The organism is Streptomyces guryensis, from assembly GCF_021261325.1.
Lineage (GTDB): Bacteria > Actinomycetota > Actinomycetes > Streptomycetales > Streptomycetaceae > Streptomyces > Streptomyces guryensis.
Genome location: NZ_JAJSBI010000027.1, coordinates 43,672 through 59,763 on the forward strand (window position 1 = coordinate 43,672; position 16,092 = coordinate 59,763).

Below are 16,092 nucleotides of genomic sequence, written 5' to 3' on the forward strand. Positions count from 1 at the left end.
CCCTCCGTGTCCCCGACGCCCGGCCCCTCCCGCCGCATCACCGCGGTCGACACCTACGACATCCGGTTCCCGACCTCGCGCGAGCTCGACGGCTCCGACGCGATGAACCCGGACCCCGACTACTCGGCCGCGTACGTCGTACTGCGCACCGACGGCGAGGACGAGCCGGAGGGGCACGGCTTCACCTTCACCATCGGGCGTGGCAACGATGTCCAGGTCGCCGCGATCCACGCGCTGCGTCACCACGTGGTGGGACGGTCCGTCGACGAGGTGTGCGCCGACCCGGGAGTCGTCTACCGCGACCTGATCGGCGACAGCCAGCTGCGCTGGCTGGGGCCCGAGAAGGGCGTGATGCACATGGCGATCGGGGCGGTCGTCAACGCCGTGTGGGACCTGGCGGCCAAGCGTGCCGAAAAGCCGCTGTGGCGGCTGCTCGCCGAGGCCGACCCCGAGTGGCTGGTCGGGCAGATCGACTTCCGGTACCTCACGGACGCGCTCACCCCCGAGGAGGCGCTGGAGATCCTGCACCGGGGCCGCGCGGGCTCCGAGGAGCGCACGGCCCGGCTGCTGGAGCACGGCTACCCCGGCTACACCACCTCCGCCGGCTGGCTCGGCTACAGCGACGAGAAGCTCACCCGGCTGGCCGCCCAGGCGGTCGTCGACGGGTTCACGCAGATCAAGCTCAAGGTCGGTGCCGACCTCGACGACGACATCCGCCGCTGCCGGGTCGCCCGCTCGGTCGTCGGTCCGGACATCCGCATGGCCATCGACGCCAACCAGCGCTGGGACGTCGGCGAGGCGATCCGCTGGACCAAGGCCCTCGCCGAGTTCGACCCGTACTGGATCGAGGAACCCACCAGCCCCGACGACGTCCTCGGCCACGCGGCCATCCGTGCGGCGGTGGCCCCCGTCAAGGTGGCGACCGGCGAACACGTCCAGAACCGGATCGTCTTCAAACAGCTCCTGCAGGCCGGCGCCCTCGACGTCGTCCAGATCGACGCGGTCCGAGTCGGCGGCGTCAACGAGAACCTGGCGATCCTGCTGCTCGCCGCCAAGTTCGGGGTGCCGGTCTGCCCGCACGCGGGCGGCGTCGGCCTGTGCGAACTCGTCCAGCACCTGTCGATGTTCGACTACGTGGCGGTCTCCGGCACCACCGAGGACCGGGTCATCGAGTACGTCGACCATCTGCACGACCACTTCCTCGATCCGGTGGTGATCCGCCAGGGTCACTACACGGCACCCGCCGCGCCGGGCTTCTCGGCCGCCATGCGCCCGGAGGCGATCGCGCGGTACACCTTCCCCGGCGGCGCCTTCTGGGCCGCCGACCTCGACGAGAAGAAAGAAGGACGGGCGGCATGAGCGACTTCGAGGGGCTGAAGGCCCTGGTCACGGGCGGGGCCTCCGGCATCGGACGGGCGACGGCGGAACTCCTCGCCGCCCGCGGCGCCCAGGTCGCCGTCCTCGACCTCGACCCGGCCCCGGTCGACAAGCCGCTGCTCGGCTTCCGCGCCGACGTCAGCGACGACGCGTCCGTACGGGAGGCGGTGGCCGCCGCGGTCACCGAACTCGGCGGCCTCGACATCGTGGTCAACAACGCCGGTGTCGGTGCGCAGGGCACGGTCGAGGACAACGACGACGCCGAATGGCACCGCGTCCTCGACATCAACGTGGTCGGCATGGTCCGCGTCGCCCGCGCCGCCCTGCCTCATCTGCGCCGCTCGCAGCACGCGGCGATCGTCAACACCTGCTCCATCGGCGCCACCGCGGGCCTGCCGCAGCGAGCCCTGTACTGCGCGAGCAAGGGCGCGGTGTACTCGCTGACCCTCGCCATGGCCGCCGACCACGTCCGCGAGGGCATCCGCGTCAACTGCGTCAACCCCGGTACGGCGGACACGCCGTGGATCGGCCGTCTGCTGGACGCGGCCGACGACCCCGCGGCCGAACGTGCCGCACTGGAAGCCCGCCAGCCCACCGGCCGCCTCGTCAGCGCGGCCGAAGTCGCCGGTGCCATCGCCTACTTGGCGAGTCCGTTGTCCGGCGCCACCACCGGCACCTCCCTCGCCGTGGACGGCGGCATGCAGGGACTGCGCCTGAGGCCGGTGGGTCAGTGACGGCGAACCGGCTGGGCGGCAGCGCCGTCGAGGTCAGCACACTCGCCTTCGGTGGTGCCGTCATCGGCAACCTCTACACCGAGGTGAGCGAAGAGCAGGCGCAGGAGGCCGTGGCCACCGCCTGGCAGCAGGGCATCCGCTACTTCGACACCGCCCCGCACTACGGCCTCGGCCTGTCCGAACGCCGCCTCGGCGCCGCCCTGCGCGCACACCCCCGTACCGGCTACACGATCTCCACCAAGGCGGGCCGCCGTCTGGAGCCCTACGGCGGGGGCGGCGACGACCTCGCGAACGGCTTCGCCGTGCCCGCCACCCACCGTCGGGTGTGGGACTTCAGCGCCGACGGCGTACGCCGCAGCATCGACGCCAGCCTGCAACGGCTCGGCCTCGACCGCGTCGACGCCGTCTACCTCCACGACCCCGACGACCACGCCGAACAGGCCTTCCGCGAGGGATACCCGGCGCTGGAGAAGCTGCGCTCGGAAGGAGTCGTGGGCGCCATCGGCGCGGGCATGAACCAGGCCGAGATGCTCACCCGTTTCGTCCGCGACACCGACGTCGACGTCGTCCTGTGCGCCGGCCGCTACACGCTCCTGGAGCAGCCGGCGCTCACCGAGCTCCTGCCCGCTGCGCAGGAACGCGGCACGTCGGTGGTCATCGGCGGTGCCTTCAACTCCGGTCTGCTCGCCGACCCGAAGCCGGGAGCGACGTACAACTACGCGGCCGCTCCAGCGGGGTTGCTGGACCGCGCCCTGCACCTGAAGGCGGTCGCCGCCCTGCACGGCACCACGCTGCGCGCCGCCGCCCTCTCCTTCTGCGCCGCCCATCCGGCGGTCGCGAGCGTGCTCGTGGGCGCCCGCTCGGCTGCGGAAGTCCGCGACTGCGCCGAGCAGTTCGCGGCGCCCCCTCCCGCCGCCTTCTGGCAGCAGCTGCGCGCGGAAGGGCTCCTGCCGCCCGACGCCCCCGTACCCGCCGAGGAACCGTCATGAGAGTCGCCCTGCACACCAAGGTCCGCGCGGACCGTATCGCCGAGTACGAGGCTGCCCACCGCGAGGTCCCGAAGGAACTGACGGACGCGATCCGCGCGGCCGGCGCCACCTCCTGGACGATCTGGCGCAGCGGCACCGACCTCTTCCACGTCCTGGAGTGCGAGGACTACGCCCGTCTCCTCGCCGAACTGGAGAAGCTCCCGGTCAACATCGCCTGGCAGGCCCGCATGGCGGAGCTGCTGGACGTCGTGCACGACTACTCCGGCGAAGGTGCGGCCGCCGGTCTGCCCGCGGTCTGGGAGCTGCCATGACGGTGGACGCCCACCACCATGTGTGGGACCTCTCCGTCCGGGACCAGGACTGGATCCCCGAACCCAGCCCACTCCGCCGGAACTTCACTGTGGCCGACCTCACCCGCGAGGCGCACGCGGCCGGAGTCGACCGCACCGTCCTCGTACAGACGATCACCGTGCCGGAGGAGACCCCGGAGTTCCTGGAACTCGCCGCCGCCCACGACCTGATCGCGGGCGTCGTCGGCTGGACCGACCTCACCCGCCCGGACATCACCGACGAACTGTCCCGCCTGCGCGCACTCCCCGGCGGTCACCACCTCAAGGGCATCCGCCACCAGGTCCAGGGCGAACCCGACCCCGAGTGGCTGCTCCGCCCGGACGTCCACAGAGGCCTGGCCGCGGTCGCCGCAGCGGGCCTTGTCTACGACCTCGTCGTCCTCCCACACCAACTCCCGGCCTGCACCAAAGCGGCCGCCGCTCTCCCTCAACTCACCTTCGTCCTCGACCACTTGGGCAAACCGTCCATCGCCTCCGGTGCCCTCGAACCCTGGGCGGCCGGCCTCCACGCCCTCGCCGACCTGCCAAACACGGTCGCCAAACTCTCCGGCCTGGTCAGCGAGGCCGACCCGGACTCATTGACCGTCGACGACCTCCGCCCGTACACCGACACCGCACTGGAGGCGTTCGGCCCCGACCGCCTGATGTTCGGCTCGGACTGGCCGGTGTGCACAGCGACGGTGACATACGGCGCGGTCATCGACATCGCACGCCGGTTGACGCCGGAGGCCGAACACACCCAGCTCTTCGAGACCACCGCCGTCCGCGTCTACGACCTCTGAGCCACCCCCGCCAGCCGCGTTGGCGGCAGATACTCCCGCACATACGTCCGCTCCCAGCAGGCCCCTGTCTCCCGCAGCTTCCGCCAGCTCGTGTACTCGTAGCGGAAGAGGCGGGCCCGGATGTAGCGGGGCGGGGCGTCCGGCGGGAACGGGGAGCGGCGCAGCAGGCGCAGCGTGTCGCGGTCGTTCTCCAGGAGCCGTTCCACCAGGGCGCCGAACCATGCCCCGGCGTACGAGGGCGAGAGCGCGGCGAACCACATCAGCCAGTCGAGGCGCAGGTGGTAGGGAGCGAACTGGCGGGGCCAGCGCCGTGGATCGCCCGGTTTGCCCTTGAACTCGTATTCCCGCCAGTCCGAGTCCTCGTGCGGTACGGCGTCGTCGGTGCCCTCGATGACCACCTCGTGCCGGATCCGGCTGACGCTGCCGAACGCGCCGTAGGTGTTGACCAGGTGGAGAGGGTCGAAGGAGCGGTTCATGATCTGGCGGCGGGAGATCATGTTCGCCACCGGGTGGTAGCTGAGCCCGAGGAGCAGCGCGGCGATCGCGAGGACCACGGCCTCGTACCAGAGCGGGGCGTCGGGCACGGAGGACGGCGGGCCGGCCGGGAGCTTCAGCGCGGAGACGGCGAGGACGATGGTGATCCAGTTCAGCCAGGCGAAGTTGCCCGACAGGACCAGCCACAGCTGGGTGACGATCATCAGCGAGGCGGCGGCCGTGGCGACCGGCTGAGGGGTGAACAACAGCACCGGGACGACGAGTTGGGTGACGTGGTTGGCGGCCACCTCGACCCGGTGCAGGGGCCGGGGCAGGTGGTGGAAGAACCAGCTCAGGGGTCCCGGCATCGGCTGGGTCTCGTGGTGGTAGTACAGGCAGGTCAGCTTCCGCCAGCACGCGTCGCCGCGCATCTTGATCAGGCCTGCGCCGAACTCCACCCGGAACAGGATCCAGCGCAGCAGGAAGAGGACCACGACCGGCGGAGCCACGTCGTCGTTGCCGAGGAAGACCGCCAGGAAGCCCACCTCCAGCAGCAGTGATTCCCAGCCGAAGGCGTACCAGGTCTGGCCGACGTTGACGATCGACAGGTACAGCACCCAGGGGACCAGCCACAGCAACATCCCTGCCCAGAGCGGGAGTCGGGAGTCCAGTCCGGCGATCAGTGCCGCCGAGACCGCGCAGCCGGTCCAGGCGCAGGCGGCGAAGAAGCGGTCCGAGTAGTGGAGTTGGAACAGGCTGGGGGCCTGCTTGAAGCGCACCCGGCCGACGAAGCGGGGGACCGGCAGCATGCCTCGCTCGCCGATCAGCGCGCGGAACTGCAGGGCCGCCGTCAGGAACGCCACGAGGTACAGGCCGGCCAGAGCCCGCTGGAAGACCAGCCGGCTCCACCAGTACCCGGGTGCGATGAACCACTCCACGGCCGTGCGCTCCTCACTCCATTGTCGCGCCGAACCCTATGTCACTCTCCGTATGTCCCTCTTCCGCTTGCGTAACCCAAGTGGGTGAGGCGGACAATAGTGACGAAATGCGTGAACTGAGCCAGGAGGAACGGTTTCGACGGCCGAGCACCGACGGCGACCGGAGAGCCGGGGAATTCCTCGTCGCTTCCCGGTCGAAGAATCGGGTGAACCCTGGCAAGGTGGGCCCATGGTTGATCGGGGCGTGAGCGCCCTGTCTCTCCCGGACGCCTGGCCCGCCCACCCGGATCCGATCCTGGCGCTCAACCGCATGGGCAGCTTCGACTGGGACCTGGACACCGGTCTGTTCCACATGGACGCCCAGGCCCACGAGGTCTTCGACCTGCGCCCCGACGAATACGACGACCACCCCGAGACGCTCGCCGTCCGGGTCCCCAGGCCCGAGGCCTACCGGCTCGACGGCCTGGTCGCCCAGGCCCTGAAGGACGGCAGCGAGAACTACGGCGCCTACTTCCGCATCCGCCGCCGCGACGGCACCCTGCGCTGGACCCACACCCAGGGCTACATCCGGCGCGACGAGACGGGCCGCCCGCGCCGGATCATCGGCATCGTCCGGGACGCGACCCAGGAGCTGAGCGAGAGCCAGGACCGCCGCGAGGAGGCCGCCGAGGACGCGGCGCGGCGCGAGCAGACCAACGTCGTCCAGCTCACCACGGCCGCTCTCGCGCACGCCCGCACCGTCCAGGACGTCATCGACGTCCTCAAGGACACCCACGGCCTCACCCACCTCGGCGCCACCAGCCTGGTCGTGGGCCTGGTCGAGGCCGGCCGCATCCGGCTGATAGCGGAGGGCCCCGCGGGGAGCTTCGTCCCCGGCACCGACGTCACCCGCATCGACGAGCCGTACCCCATGAGTGAGGTGGTGCGGACCCTCACGCCCCGCTTCATCGAGTCGCCGGAGGAGTTCGCCCAGGGCTATCCCCTGCTGTGGCCGCACCTCACCGGCCTGAACATCACGGCGGCCGCCTATCTGCCCCTGATCGTCCAGGCCCGGCCGATCGGCGCCATGGGCCTGCTCTACAGCGACCGGCGCGGCTTCTCGCCCGAGGAGCGCAACGTCCTGCTCGCCCTGGGCAGCAGCATCGCGCAGAGCATGCAGCGCGCCATGTTCTACGAGCAGGAGAAGGACCTCGCAACCGGCCTCCAGCAGGCCATGCTGCCGCGCACCATCCCCAGCGTCCGCGGCGCCGACGTCGCCGTCCGCTACCGCTCCGGCTCCGCCGCGGGCTCCCTGGGCCGGGACATCGGGGGCGACTGGTACGACCTGATCCCGCTGCCCGGCGGCCGGGTCGGCGCCGTCATCGGAGACGTCCAGGGCCATGACACGCACGCGGCCGCCGTCATGGGCCAGCTGCGCATCGTGCTGCGCGCCTACGCCGCCGAGGGCCACACCCCCGCCACCGTCATGGCCCGAGCCTCCGTCTTCCTGCGCGAACTCGACACCGACCGGTTCGCGACCTGCCTGTACGCGGAGGCCGACCTGGCCACCGGAGTGGTCCAGGTGGTCCGTGCCGGTCACATCGACCCGCTGATCCGGGACGCCGACGGCAGCTGCCGCCGGGTCTCCCTGCCCGGCGGACTGCCGCTCGGTCTGTCCGCCGAGTTCGGGCGCCTGGAGTACCCGGTCGGCACCCTCGAACTCGACCCCGGCAACACCCTCCTGCTGTGCACCGACGGCCTCGTCGAACAGCCCGGCGCCGACCTCGACGACGGCATGCGCACCCTCACCGCCCTCATCACCAGCGGCCCGGACGACGTACGGGACCTCGCGGACTGTCTCATCTCCGTGGCCGAGGAACGCGGCGGCGACGACGACGTCGCCCTGCTCCTGCTGCGCCGCCGCGGCCTGGACGCCCAGCGGACCGGCGGCCGGCTCCAGCAGCACGTGTCCCCGGGCGACCCGGAGGCCCTCACCGAGGCCCGGCACATGATCCGGGCCGCGGTCCGTGCCTGGGGCGCCAAGGAGCGCGCCGACGAGATCGAGCTGGTCGCCGACGAGATGATCACCAATGCGCTGATGCACACCGAAGGCTCCGCGATCGTCACCCTCCGGGTCCTCGGCGGCAGCGAGCGCCGGCTGCGCGTCGAGGTCGACGACTCCTCCAGCGCCCTCCCGCGCCGCCGCGAGGCGGGGGAGTCGGGGGTCTCCGGGCGGGGCCTGCTCCTGGTCGACCTGCTCACGGACGTGTGGGGCGTGGAGGCCCGCGGCGGCGGCAAGTGCGTGTGGTGCGAGTTCGTGGTCCCGGACCGCGACTGAGCCCGCCACGGCTGCTCCCGCCCGCCGCTGTCGTAGCCGGGTGGCACTCTGGACGTATGCCGGAACTCCCCGAGGTCGAAGCGCTCAAGGACTTCCTCACCGAGCACCTGGTCGGTCACGAGATCGTGCGGGTGCTGCCCGTCGCGATCAGCGTCCTCAAGACGTACGACCCTGCACCCACCGCCGTCGAGGGCCGCGAGGTCACCGCCGTGCACCGGCACGGGAAGTTCCTCGACCTGGAGACGGACGGCGGCCCGCACTTCGTCACCCACCTGGCCCGCGCGGGCTGGCTGCACTGGAAGGACCGGCTCCCGGACGGCCCGCCCCGCCCCGGCAAGGGCCCCCTCGCCCTGCGCGTGGCCCTGGAGACCGGCGCGGGCTTCGACCTCACCGAGGCGGGCACCCAGAAACGCCTCGCCGTCTACGTCGTCCACGACGCCCAGGAGATCCCGGGCGTCGCCCGCCTCGGCCCCGACCCGCTGGCCGACGACTTCGACGAGAGCCGCCTTGCCGCCCTCCTCGGCCCCGAGCGCCGCCAGCTCAAGGGCGCCCTGCGCGACCAGAGCCTGATCGCCGGCGTGGGCAACGCCTACAGCGACGAGATCCTGCACGCGGCGAAGATGTCCCCGTTCAAGCTCGCCGCGACCCTCACCCCCGAGGACACCGCACGTCTCTACGAGGCCCTGCGTACCACGCTCACCGAGGCGGTCGAGCGCTCCCGAGGGGTGGCGGCCGGCCGTCTGAAGGCGGAGAAGAAGAGCGGTCTGCGCGTCCACGGCCGCACCGGCGAGCCCTGCCCGGTGTGCGGCGACACGATTCGCGAGGTCTCCTTCAGCGACTCCTCGCTCCAGTACTGCCCGACCTGCCAGACGGGCGGCAAGCCGCTCGCGGACCGGAGGATGTCGCGGCTGCTCAAGTAGCCGGTCGGCTCGGTCGGCCTACCCCTTCCGGCCCTTCGTCTTGTCCTTGCCGCGCCTGTCCTTCCCGCCGTGCTGCCCGTCCTTGTGCTTCTTCGGCTTCGGCGGAGCCGACCTGGCGGAGGGGACGGCGGACGGCGGCGCGCCGCGGGCAGTGGCGGTGTCGCTCGCGGGCGGGGTGGTGACGTCCGTCGGCGTCGAGGCAGCTGTCCGGGTCGGCGACGACCTCGGCGGGACGGTCGGGGCAGGGGTGTCGCCGCCGGAGTTCAGCGCGGCCCCGAGGGCCGTGGCCGCGGCGAACAGGGCGACGGCCGCGCCCCCCAGCAGGGCCTTGGATGCCCGTCGCCGGCGGTTGCGGGGGCGGGAATGCGCTGCGGGGGCGCCGGTTCGGGGCGGTGGTGGAGAGGGTGCGGAGGGCGGCGCGGGGATGAGGGCCCTGCCGTCCGGTCCCGGAGGTTCCGCCGGGTCCAGCGGTTCCGTCGGTTCTGTCAGCTCTGCCGGTTCGGCCGGGGCCCGGCTCCATTCCTGCGCGCCAAGCCACTCGGCCGCTTCCTCCGCGCTCGGCCGCTGCGCGGGCTCCTTGGCCAGCAGGCGCAGCACATAGTCCGAGAGCTGCCGGGGTGTGCCGGCGTTCAACCGGTGGGGCGGCGGTGGGGCGGTGTCCACGTGCTGTTGCACCACGGCGAGCGAGGTCGCGCCCCTGAACGGCGGGTGGCCGGTGAGCAGTTCGTACAGCACGCAGCCGAGCGAGTAGACGTCGGAGGCAGGCTGCGCGTCCCGCCCCAGGGCCCGCTCGGGGGCCAGGTAGTCGGCGGTGCCGAGGATCTTCCCACCGGCGGTCGCGGTGCCGGTGCTGTCGTCGGTGAAACGGGCGATCCCGAAGTCCGTGATCTTCACGGTGCGGCAGGTGGTCAGCATGATGTTGGCGGGCTTGATGTCCCGGTGGATCACGCCCTGGCGGTGTGCGGCGGACAGGCCCCGCGCCACCTGCGTGGCGATGGCGGCCGCTTCCCGTGGTGCCAGGCTCCCGCGCTGCGACCTCTCCCGCGCGAGGGTCCAGCCGTTCACGAGTTCCATCACCAGATGCAGCCGGCCGTGATCGGAGCCGAAGTCGTACACGCCCACCACATGCGGATGGTTGAGCCGGGCCGTGGTCTGCGCCTCCATGCGGAACCGCTCGATGTCTGTGGTGTCCTCCGCCTTCAGCAGCTTGATCGCCACCGGCCGGCCCAGGACCTGGTCGGCCGCGCGCCACACCTCGCCCATCGCGCCGCTTCCCAGCAGTACTTCCAGCTGATAGCGGTCCGCCAGCAGCACGTGCACACCCATCCCGGATTCCGACATCACCAGTGCGTACAGCGCAGCGTCGGGCGGGGGTGTCACACCGGGCGGTGAGGCGTTGCGGCGGTGGTGCTAGCGGGGCTGGAGCGTGACGAGATGCTCCCCGTCCGACGTGCGGAGCTCGTAGCGGGCGATCTCGCCGGTGTGCATGGAGGAGCTGCCCTGCATCGTGATCGGGCGGGCGTCGTGGCTGGGGACGGTCCAGCTGGTCAGGACCTGCTCGGAGCCGTCGCGGCCGAAGGCGATCAGACGACAGGGGCGCGGGCCCGCGCCGTCCTTCACCTCGAGTTTGATCTGGCTGCCCGAATACTCGTCCTGGGTGGTCACCTGCGCCCACACGCCCGACTTCGCGTCGGTCGCCGCGACCCGGACGGTTCCCGCGCTGCCGCCGTCGGCCGCCAGCATCGCGATTCCCGGCCCGGCCACCCCGATCGCCAGGGACGCGGCGACGGCGTAGAGGAAGCGCCGCCGGCCGGCCCGGTGCCGGGCCGCCACCGCCCCGAGCAGCCGGTCGAGCAACTGTGGGCCGGGCCGGGACATGGGGCTCACGAACCGTGGCGTCGCCCGGCGGTACAGCATCATCTGCCGGGTGATGGGCCCGAATTCGGTCACGTGAGCGGCGCAGCGCGCGCACTCCATGAGGTGGTCCTCGAAGCGGAAGGCGTCCGCCTCGTCCAGCACGCCGAGCGCGTACGCGGCGACGTCGCGATGCCTCTCCTGGGACCTCATGCCGAATCCTCGTGCCGTTGGGTGCGGGTGGGGTTACTCCTTGCTCCCACCGGTACGCACCAGACAGTCGAATCACTCAAGGCGTACGGAGAATCGCAACCAAGGGATTCGGAGCCGCCCGGCCCGCGGATTGGTCCAAATCAAATCGAGTTCAAAAAAGGTGGATGGCGAGGTGGCCCAGGGGCAGACCCAGTTGCCACGCCTTCGTCCACACCTTCGGACCCTCGTCCTCGCCGACCACCCCCGCGCCGCCCGGCACCGCGTTCAGGTCGGGCGCGAGCAGCTCGGTCTCCTCCAGCCAGCGCCAGGCCGCCCGTGCCAGCTCCAAGTCCGGAGCGGGGCCGCCGGATCCGGCCGACTCGGCGGCCAGCTTCGCCATCCGCTCGCGCACCCAGTCCTGCCACGGCTGGTCGTATGCCGTCAGCGACAGCCAAGTCTCCAACTGGGAGACCACCCGGATGCCCGGGAGCTCGCCGTCCGTGTCCGAGAGGAAGACGGTCAGCGCCAGGGCGTCGCGCCCGGCGCGGAACTCGAAGGACGTAGGCGGCATCAGGTCGCCCGTCCGCAGCAGCTCGTCGGCGATGTACTCGGCGTACAGCCACGCCATGGGGACGACCAGCTCACCGCCGCCGGTGCCGTCCGTGCTCTCTTGACCTCTGTGCAGCATCCCTTCCTGCCCTCCTCCGGTGCGTGCGCGTCGCCCGACTCCGGGCCCCTGTGGGCCCCAAGCCCCCAGTCCGGAACACGGATGAGGACAGCTGATTGCTCAACCGGGGTCCTCAGCAAGGCGCTTTACGGAGGTTTGACTCAGCCGTCGGTTTCACCGCAGGTCGGCTGCATATCCGGGAAGCACCCGGCGCAGGGCGCGCAGCGCGTAGTACGCGCGGGACTTCACCGTACCGGGCGGGATTCCCAGGGTTTCGGCTGCTTCCGCCACACTTGCCCCCTGGAAGTACACGAGCACCAGGACTTCACGGTGCTCCGGAGTGAGTGTCTTCACAGCCTCGCGGACGTCGAGGGCGGCGGCGGCCCGCTCGGCGTGGTCGCCGATCACCCGCGCGTTCTCCAGGATCGCGTCCCCGACCTCGGGCGGCCGCGCCTGCCGGGCCCGCCGCGCGTCGATGGCGAGCCGCCGTCCCACGGTCATGAGCCATGGCCGTACGGAGTCGAAGTCGTCGGCGCGCAGCGCCTCGGGGTGCTGCCAGGCACGCACGAGGGTCTCCTGCACCAGGTCCTCGGCGCGCTGCCGGTCGCCGTCGGAGAGCCTTAGCAGGAGCGCGAAGAGGGGGCGGCCGTGCTCGCGCTGCAGCGCGGCGAGCTCGTGGTCGGCGGTCGTCGCGTTCGTGAGGGTGGTCCCGGCCGTCATGGCCGTATGGCATCGCAGGGTGCCGCCTCGGGACAGGGTCCGTGCCGGGATCTGCGGCGGACGGTCGATCGCGTCGACGAACGGTACGACGAACGGTCCCGCGCGCCCCGCGAGCCTCCCCGGGGCGCTCGTTCGCCGGCACCGGACGGGCTAATCGGCATGGCGCGGTTGTTTGGGCGCGCACTCAGGTTCGTACCTATTTATGCGTAAATCTGACAACAGTGGGGTGAGCTGATGATTGCACGGAGACGACAGGTTGCCCTGGCCCTGATGGCCATGCTGACCGCGGGAGCGGCCTGCCAGGCCCAGCATCAGCACGCGTCCACGCGCGCCGGACAGCCGGGGGCCCCGGCCGAGGCCCGTACGTTCACGCTGGTCGCCTCCGGTGACGTCATCCCGCACGCCTCGATCATCGACCGTGCCCGCTTCGACGGCGGCGGCGCCGGATACGACTTCCGGCCGATGTTCTCCGGCATCGGCCCCGTCGTCTCCCGCGCCGACCTGGCGCTGTGTCACATGGGTACCGTCTACGGGGCGAACGGCGCCTACAGCGGCCACCCCCCGTTCAAGTCGCCGCCCGAGATCGCCCGGGGCCTGGCCGCCACCGGTTACGACAGCTGCTCCACCGCCTCGGACCACAGCCTCGACGACGGCGCCGACGGTGTCCGCCGCACCCTCGACGCCCTCGACGGCGCGGGCGTACGGCATGCCGGTTCGGCACGCACCGAGGCCGAGGCGCGCACCGTCACGATCCTGCGTGCGGGCCCCGCCCGGGTGGCCCACCTCGCCTACACCTTCGACACCAACGGCATCCCGCTGCCCCAGGGCGAGCCGTGGGCCGTCAGCCTCCTGAACGGGAACAGGATCATCGAGGACGCCCGGGCGGCCCGGCGGGCGGGCGCCGACGTGGTCGTCGTCTCCGTGCACTGGGGCACCGAATGGCAGGACGCGCCCGACCGGCAGCAGCTCGCCCTGGCCCGGCAGCTCACGGCCTCCCGCGCCGGCGGCCGCCCCGACGTCGACCTCATCCTCGGCACCCGTGCCCATGTCCCGCAGGCGTACGAGAAGGTCAACGGCACCTGGGTCGTCTACGGCCTGGGTGACCAGATCGCCGGCGAGATGAACAACAAGGAGGGGGTCCAGGACCCGCGCGGCAACCAGTCCACCCTCGGTCGCTTCACCTTCACCCGGCCCGACCGTCCGGGCGGCCGCTGGCTGGTCACCAAGGCGGAATTCGTCCCGCTGATGTTCGACGTCGACGCCGGGCGGGCGGTGAACCTCAACCAGGCCATCGCCCAGGGCGCCGAGGTGAAGGCCGTGCGCGACGCGATCCGCAACGTGGTGCTGAGCCGGGGAGCGGCGAAGGACGGGCTGACCATGGGGCAGTAGGTCAGTCCATGTCCACCTGGTCGAAGGTCTTCAGGATCTCCGTCAACACCCGTACGCACGCCCGGACTTCGGCGTCGGTCAGCTCGCCGCCCACCTGCCGGTTCAGGTAGTGCTCACGGCCCAGGACGGCCGTGACGGTCGCCCGGCCCTCCTCCGTGAGCCGGATCAGGGACGACCGCTGGTGCGCGGGGTTGGGTGTGACCTCGACCCACCCCTGGGCCGCCGCGTCGTTGACCATGCGCTGCACGAACTGCCGGCTCAGGGCGAGGATCCGGCCCATCTGGGGCACCGTCAGGGGCCCGTGCTGCCGCAGCAGGTCCAGTACGGCGCGTACGCCGACGGAGACCCCCTCGACGGCCTCGCCCTGCTCGACCTTGCGCAGGGCGCGCCGGTACAGCGGGCCGACCAGGTCGAACACCTCGGTCAGGCGGTGGCCCAGCTCGTCGGGGGTGAGGGGCTTGTCGATGTCGTCCACCCGCCCATCATGACATCCGGGTTGTCAAAACCCTCCGAAGATGACACCTTGGTTGTCATGAATGGTGCTTCGAACGTTCGCCTCTTCCCGTCCTCCGACGGTGACCTCGCCTACCTCGACACCGGCTCCGGTGATCTCGTCGTCCTCCTCCACTCCGGGTACGTCGACCACCGCGTCTGGAACGACCAGATACCGGCCCTCGCCGCCCGGTACCGCGTGATCGCCCCCGACGTACGCGGCCACGGATCCTCCGCCAACGCCACCGAGCCGTTCCGCTGGGCCGACGACCTCGCCGGCCTGCTGCGCCACCTCGACGCGGGCCCCGCCGTCCTCGTCGGCCTCTCGATGGGCGGGGTGATCGCCACCGACACCGTGCTGGAGTACCCGGAGCTCGTCCGCGCGGTGGTCACCTGCGGCGCGGCGACGGGCGACTTCCAGTACACGGACGACTGGACCCGTCAGATCCAGGCCGAGTACGCCCGCACCCTGGGCGCCGGTGACATCGACGGCTGGCTCGATGTCTTCGTGCGGGTCGTGCCCGGCCCGTACCGCAGCGCCGACGACGTCGACCCGGACATCTCGCGCCGGTTGAAGGAGATGGCCTTCAACTCGATCTCGAAGCACACCCCCGGCGAGAAGGACTGGTTTGTGCGTGTGACCGACTCCTGGTTCCGCCTGCCGAAGATCGACGTCCCGGTGCTCGCCGTCAACGGCACCCTGGAGCCCCCGGAGTTGCTGGACGCGGCTGAACGCCTCGCGCGCGCTGTCCCCGACGGGCGGGCGCGGACCGTCGAGGACACCGCCCACTACCTGAACATGGAGAAGCCGGAGGTCTTCGACGAGATCCTGCTGGAGTTCCTCGAAACTCTCTAGGCGTGCCGTCTCATGACAACGGTTCCTCGCGGTCAGGCTTGGCGGGCGCAGGACGTGAGGCGATCGGCGAGCGCGATGACGAGGTCGCGGAGTTCAGCGGGGCGCTCGATGACGAACGGCCGGTCGAGTGCGGCGAGCACCGGAGGCAACCAGTCGAGCCGCTCGGCTCGCAGTTCGACACGCAGCCAGCGCTCGGCCGCCAGGTCCTGGCCGGCCGCGGGCTCGAGCTCCGCCAGGCTCGCGACGCTGAGGGGAAGGTGCGCGCGGATCTGCTCAACTGTCCCGTGGATCCGCAAGGTCACCTCGTGCCGGTACTCGGCCGTGGCGAATCCTGACAACACGCGCTGCGCGGGAGCGGGACCGACGGGCGCTTCGAATGAGCCGGGCAAGGTTCGCGCGTCCGCGATGCGATCGAGCCGGAACGTTCGGTCCTCGCCGATCCGGGCGTCCTTGCCCGTCACGTACCAGCGGCCCGCATGGGCGACGATCCCGTACGCGTGCAGTGTGCGTTCGCTGCGCCGTCCGTCGCGGTCGGTGTAGCGGATCGAGACCGGCCGGCGGTGGCGCACCGCATCGGCGACGGTGAGCAGGAGTCCGGCGTCCGGGTGGTCCAACTCGCCGGGCAGATCCGTGAAGGCGAGAGCTTCCAGGAGGGTGTCGAGCCGGCGGGCGATGTGCTTGGGCAGCACCCGCCGGATCTTCGCCGATGCCGTCTCGTTGGCCGTGCGCTCCGCCGTCGTCAGCCCTGCCCGGCGGCCTGCGACCAGGCCCAGCAGCACGGCCAGCGCCTCGTCGTCGCTGAGCATGAGAGGCGGCAGGCGGTACCCGGGAGCCAGCCGGTACCCGCCGTAACGGCCGCGCACCGACTCCACGGGCACGTCCAGGTCGATCAACTGGTCCACATACCGCCGCACGGTGCGCCCTTCGACGCCGAGCCGGTCGGCGAGTTCGGCCACCGTCCGGGTGCCGCCCGACTGCAGCAGCTCCAGGAGTGTCAGCACGCGGCCGGTGGGTCGAGACATGTCCGCAGCCTAGCGCGAA

At 71.5% G+C, this 16,092-nt stretch carries 16 protein-coding genes; 9 read left to right on the top strand and 7 right to left on the bottom strand.

Annotated features, from left to right (window positions below; translation table 11 throughout):
- The first annotated feature begins 6 nt into the window (after positions 1-6).
- The 5 genes from LJ657_RS37745 to LJ657_RS37765 are packed head-to-tail and all read left to right on the top strand — an operon-like array spanning position 7 to position 4,232.
- Positions 7-1,359 (top strand): L-fuconate dehydratase, encoded by a 1,353-nt coding sequence (locus LJ657_RS37745; protein ID WP_232653722.1) that lies wholly within the window; start codon positions 7-9, stop codon positions 1,357-1,359.
- Complete coding sequence (locus LJ657_RS37750) at positions 1,356-2,111, top strand: SDR family NAD(P)-dependent oxidoreductase (protein ID WP_232653724.1); 756 nt, start codon at positions 1,356-1,358, stop codon at positions 2,109-2,111. The genes LJ657_RS37745 and LJ657_RS37750 overlap by 4 nt, the downstream gene beginning before the upstream one ends.
- Entirely contained in the window at positions 2,108-3,100 is a 993-nt protein-coding gene (locus LJ657_RS37755) for an aldo/keto reductase (RefSeq protein WP_232653727.1), read from the top strand. The genes LJ657_RS37750 and LJ657_RS37755 overlap by 4 nt, the downstream gene beginning before the upstream one ends.
- The gene (locus LJ657_RS37760) at positions 3,097-3,411 is read left to right on the top strand and encodes an L-rhamnose mutarotase (RefSeq protein ID WP_232653730.1); all 315 of its coding nucleotides are present in this window, start codon (positions 3,097-3,099) and stop codon (positions 3,409-3,411) included. Before LJ657_RS37755 ends, LJ657_RS37760 begins: the two co-directional genes overlap by 4 nt.
- Positions 3,408-4,232: an amidohydrolase family protein gene (locus tag LJ657_RS37765; RefSeq protein WP_232653732.1), complete on the top strand. Its 825-nt coding sequence runs from the start codon at positions 3,408-3,410 to the stop codon at positions 4,230-4,232. The genes LJ657_RS37760 and LJ657_RS37765 overlap by 4 nt, the downstream gene beginning before the upstream one ends.
- Here the strand turns inward: LJ657_RS37765 and LJ657_RS37770 are convergent.
- Positions 4,220-5,644 (bottom strand): lipase maturation factor family protein, encoded by a 1,425-nt coding sequence (locus LJ657_RS37770; protein WP_232653734.1) that lies wholly within the window; start codon positions 5,642-5,644, stop codon positions 4,220-4,222. The genes LJ657_RS37765 and LJ657_RS37770 overlap by 13 nt on opposite strands.
- A 229-nt stretch (positions 5,645-5,873) precedes the next feature.
- On the opposite strand from LJ657_RS37770, the gene LJ657_RS37775 reads away from it, so the two are divergent.
- Together LJ657_RS37775 and LJ657_RS37780 are read left to right on the top strand one after the other, a co-directional pair.
- Complete coding sequence (locus tag LJ657_RS37775) at positions 5,874-7,961, top strand: SpoIIE family protein phosphatase (RefSeq protein ID WP_232653736.1); 2,088 nt, start codon at positions 5,874-5,876, stop codon at positions 7,959-7,961.
- A 56-nt stretch (positions 7,962-8,017) separates the two neighbouring features.
- Complete coding sequence (locus LJ657_RS37780; RefSeq protein ID WP_232653739.1) at positions 8,018-8,881, top strand: Fpg/Nei family DNA glycosylase; 864 nt, start codon at positions 8,018-8,020, stop codon at positions 8,879-8,881.
- Positions 8,882-8,899: 18 nt separating this feature from the next.
- Here LJ657_RS37780 and LJ657_RS37785 read toward each other — a convergent pair whose 3' ends face one another.
- The 4 genes from LJ657_RS37785 to LJ657_RS37800 all read right to left on the bottom strand — a co-directional run bounded on the left by LJ657_RS37785 (position 8,900) and on the right by LJ657_RS37800 (position 12,314).
- Positions 8,900-10,222, bottom strand: coding sequence for a serine/threonine-protein kinase (locus tag LJ657_RS37785; RefSeq protein WP_232653741.1), 1,323 nt, complete (start codon positions 10,220-10,222; stop codon positions 8,900-8,902).
- A gap of 69 nt (positions 10,223-10,291) precedes the next feature.
- Complete coding sequence (locus tag LJ657_RS37790) at positions 10,292-10,948, bottom strand: anti-sigma factor family protein (RefSeq protein ID WP_232653743.1); 657 nt, start codon at positions 10,946-10,948, stop codon at positions 10,292-10,294.
- Between the two features lie 151 nt (positions 10,949-11,099).
- Positions 11,100-11,615, bottom strand: a complete 516-nt coding sequence (locus LJ657_RS37795) for a hypothetical protein (protein WP_232653746.1) — start codon at positions 11,613-11,615, stop codon at positions 11,100-11,102.
- A gap of 153 nt (positions 11,616-11,768) precedes the next feature.
- Positions 11,769-12,314, bottom strand: a complete 546-nt coding sequence (locus LJ657_RS37800) for a sigma-70 family RNA polymerase sigma factor (protein ID WP_232653749.1) — start codon at positions 12,312-12,314, stop codon at positions 11,769-11,771.
- Between the two features lie 234 nt (positions 12,315-12,548).
- On the opposite strand from LJ657_RS37800, the gene LJ657_RS37805 reads away from it, so the two are divergent.
- On the top strand, positions 12,549-13,703 hold the full coding sequence (locus LJ657_RS37805) for a CapA family protein (protein WP_232653751.1): 1,155 nt from the start codon (positions 12,549-12,551) through the stop codon (positions 13,701-13,703).
- Between the two features lies 1 nt (position 13,704).
- Here the strand turns inward: LJ657_RS37805 and LJ657_RS37810 are convergent, their stop codons facing one another.
- On the bottom strand, positions 13,705-14,178 hold the full coding sequence (locus tag LJ657_RS37810) for a MarR family winged helix-turn-helix transcriptional regulator (RefSeq protein ID WP_232653754.1): 474 nt from the start codon (positions 14,176-14,178) through the stop codon (positions 13,705-13,707).
- 57 nt (positions 14,179-14,235) lie between these two features.
- On the opposite strand from LJ657_RS37810, the gene LJ657_RS37815 reads away from it, so the two are divergent.
- Entirely contained in the window at positions 14,236-15,051 is an 816-nt protein-coding gene (locus tag LJ657_RS37815; RefSeq protein WP_232653757.1) for an alpha/beta fold hydrolase, read from the top strand.
- Positions 15,052-15,083: 32 nt separating this feature from the next.
- Here LJ657_RS37815 and LJ657_RS37820 read toward each other — a convergent pair whose 3' ends face one another.
- The gene (locus LJ657_RS37820; protein WP_232653759.1) at positions 15,084-16,073 is read right to left on the bottom strand and encodes a helix-turn-helix transcriptional regulator; all 990 of its coding nucleotides are present in this window, start codon (positions 16,071-16,073) and stop codon (positions 15,084-15,086) included.
- Positions 16,074-16,092 lie beyond the last annotated feature (19 nt).

What these genes read in the sequence shown, in the direction of transcription:
- LJ657_RS37750 (WP_232653724.1), top strand. Translation starts at nt 1,356, where the DNA reads ATGAGCGACTTCGAGGGGCTGAAGGCCCTGGTCACGGGCGGGGCCTCC.
- LJ657_RS37760 (WP_232653730.1), top strand. Translation starts at nt 3,097, where the DNA reads ATGAGAGTCGCCCTGCACACCAAGGTCCGCGCGGACCGTATCGCCGAG.
- LJ657_RS37765 (WP_232653732.1), top strand. Translation starts at nt 3,408, where the DNA reads ATGACGGTGGACGCCCACCACCATGTGTGGGACCTCTCCGTCCGGGAC.
- LJ657_RS37775 (WP_232653736.1), top strand. Translation starts at nt 5,874, where the DNA reads ATGGTTGATCGGGGCGTGAGCGCCCTGTCTCTCCCGGACGCCTGGCCC.
- LJ657_RS37780 (WP_232653739.1), top strand. Translation starts at nt 8,018, where the DNA reads ATGCCGGAACTCCCCGAGGTCGAAGCGCTCAAGGACTTCCTCACCGAG.
- LJ657_RS37785 (WP_232653741.1), bottom strand. Translation starts at nt 10,222, where the DNA reads ATGTCGGAATCCGGGATGGGTGTGCACGTGCTGCTGGCGGACCGCTAT.
- LJ657_RS37790 (WP_232653743.1), bottom strand. Translation starts at nt 10,948, where the DNA reads ATGAGGTCCCAGGAGAGGCATCGCGACGTCGCCGCGTACGCGCTCGGC.
- LJ657_RS37795 (WP_232653746.1), bottom strand. Translation starts at nt 11,615, where the DNA reads ATGCTGCACAGAGGTCAAGAGAGCACGGACGGCACCGGCGGCGGTGAG.
- LJ657_RS37800 (WP_232653749.1), bottom strand. Translation starts at nt 12,314, where the DNA reads ATGACGGCCGGGACCACCCTCACGAACGCGACGACCGCCGACCACGAG.
- LJ657_RS37805 (WP_232653751.1), top strand. Translation starts at nt 12,549, where the DNA reads ATGATTGCACGGAGACGACAGGTTGCCCTGGCCCTGATGGCCATGCTG.
- LJ657_RS37815 (WP_232653757.1), top strand. Translation starts at nt 14,236, where the DNA reads ATGAATGGTGCTTCGAACGTTCGCCTCTTCCCGTCCTCCGACGGTGAC.
- LJ657_RS37820 (WP_232653759.1), bottom strand. Translation starts at nt 16,073, where the DNA reads ATGTCTCGACCCACCGGCCGCGTGCTGACACTCCTGGAGCTGCTGCAG.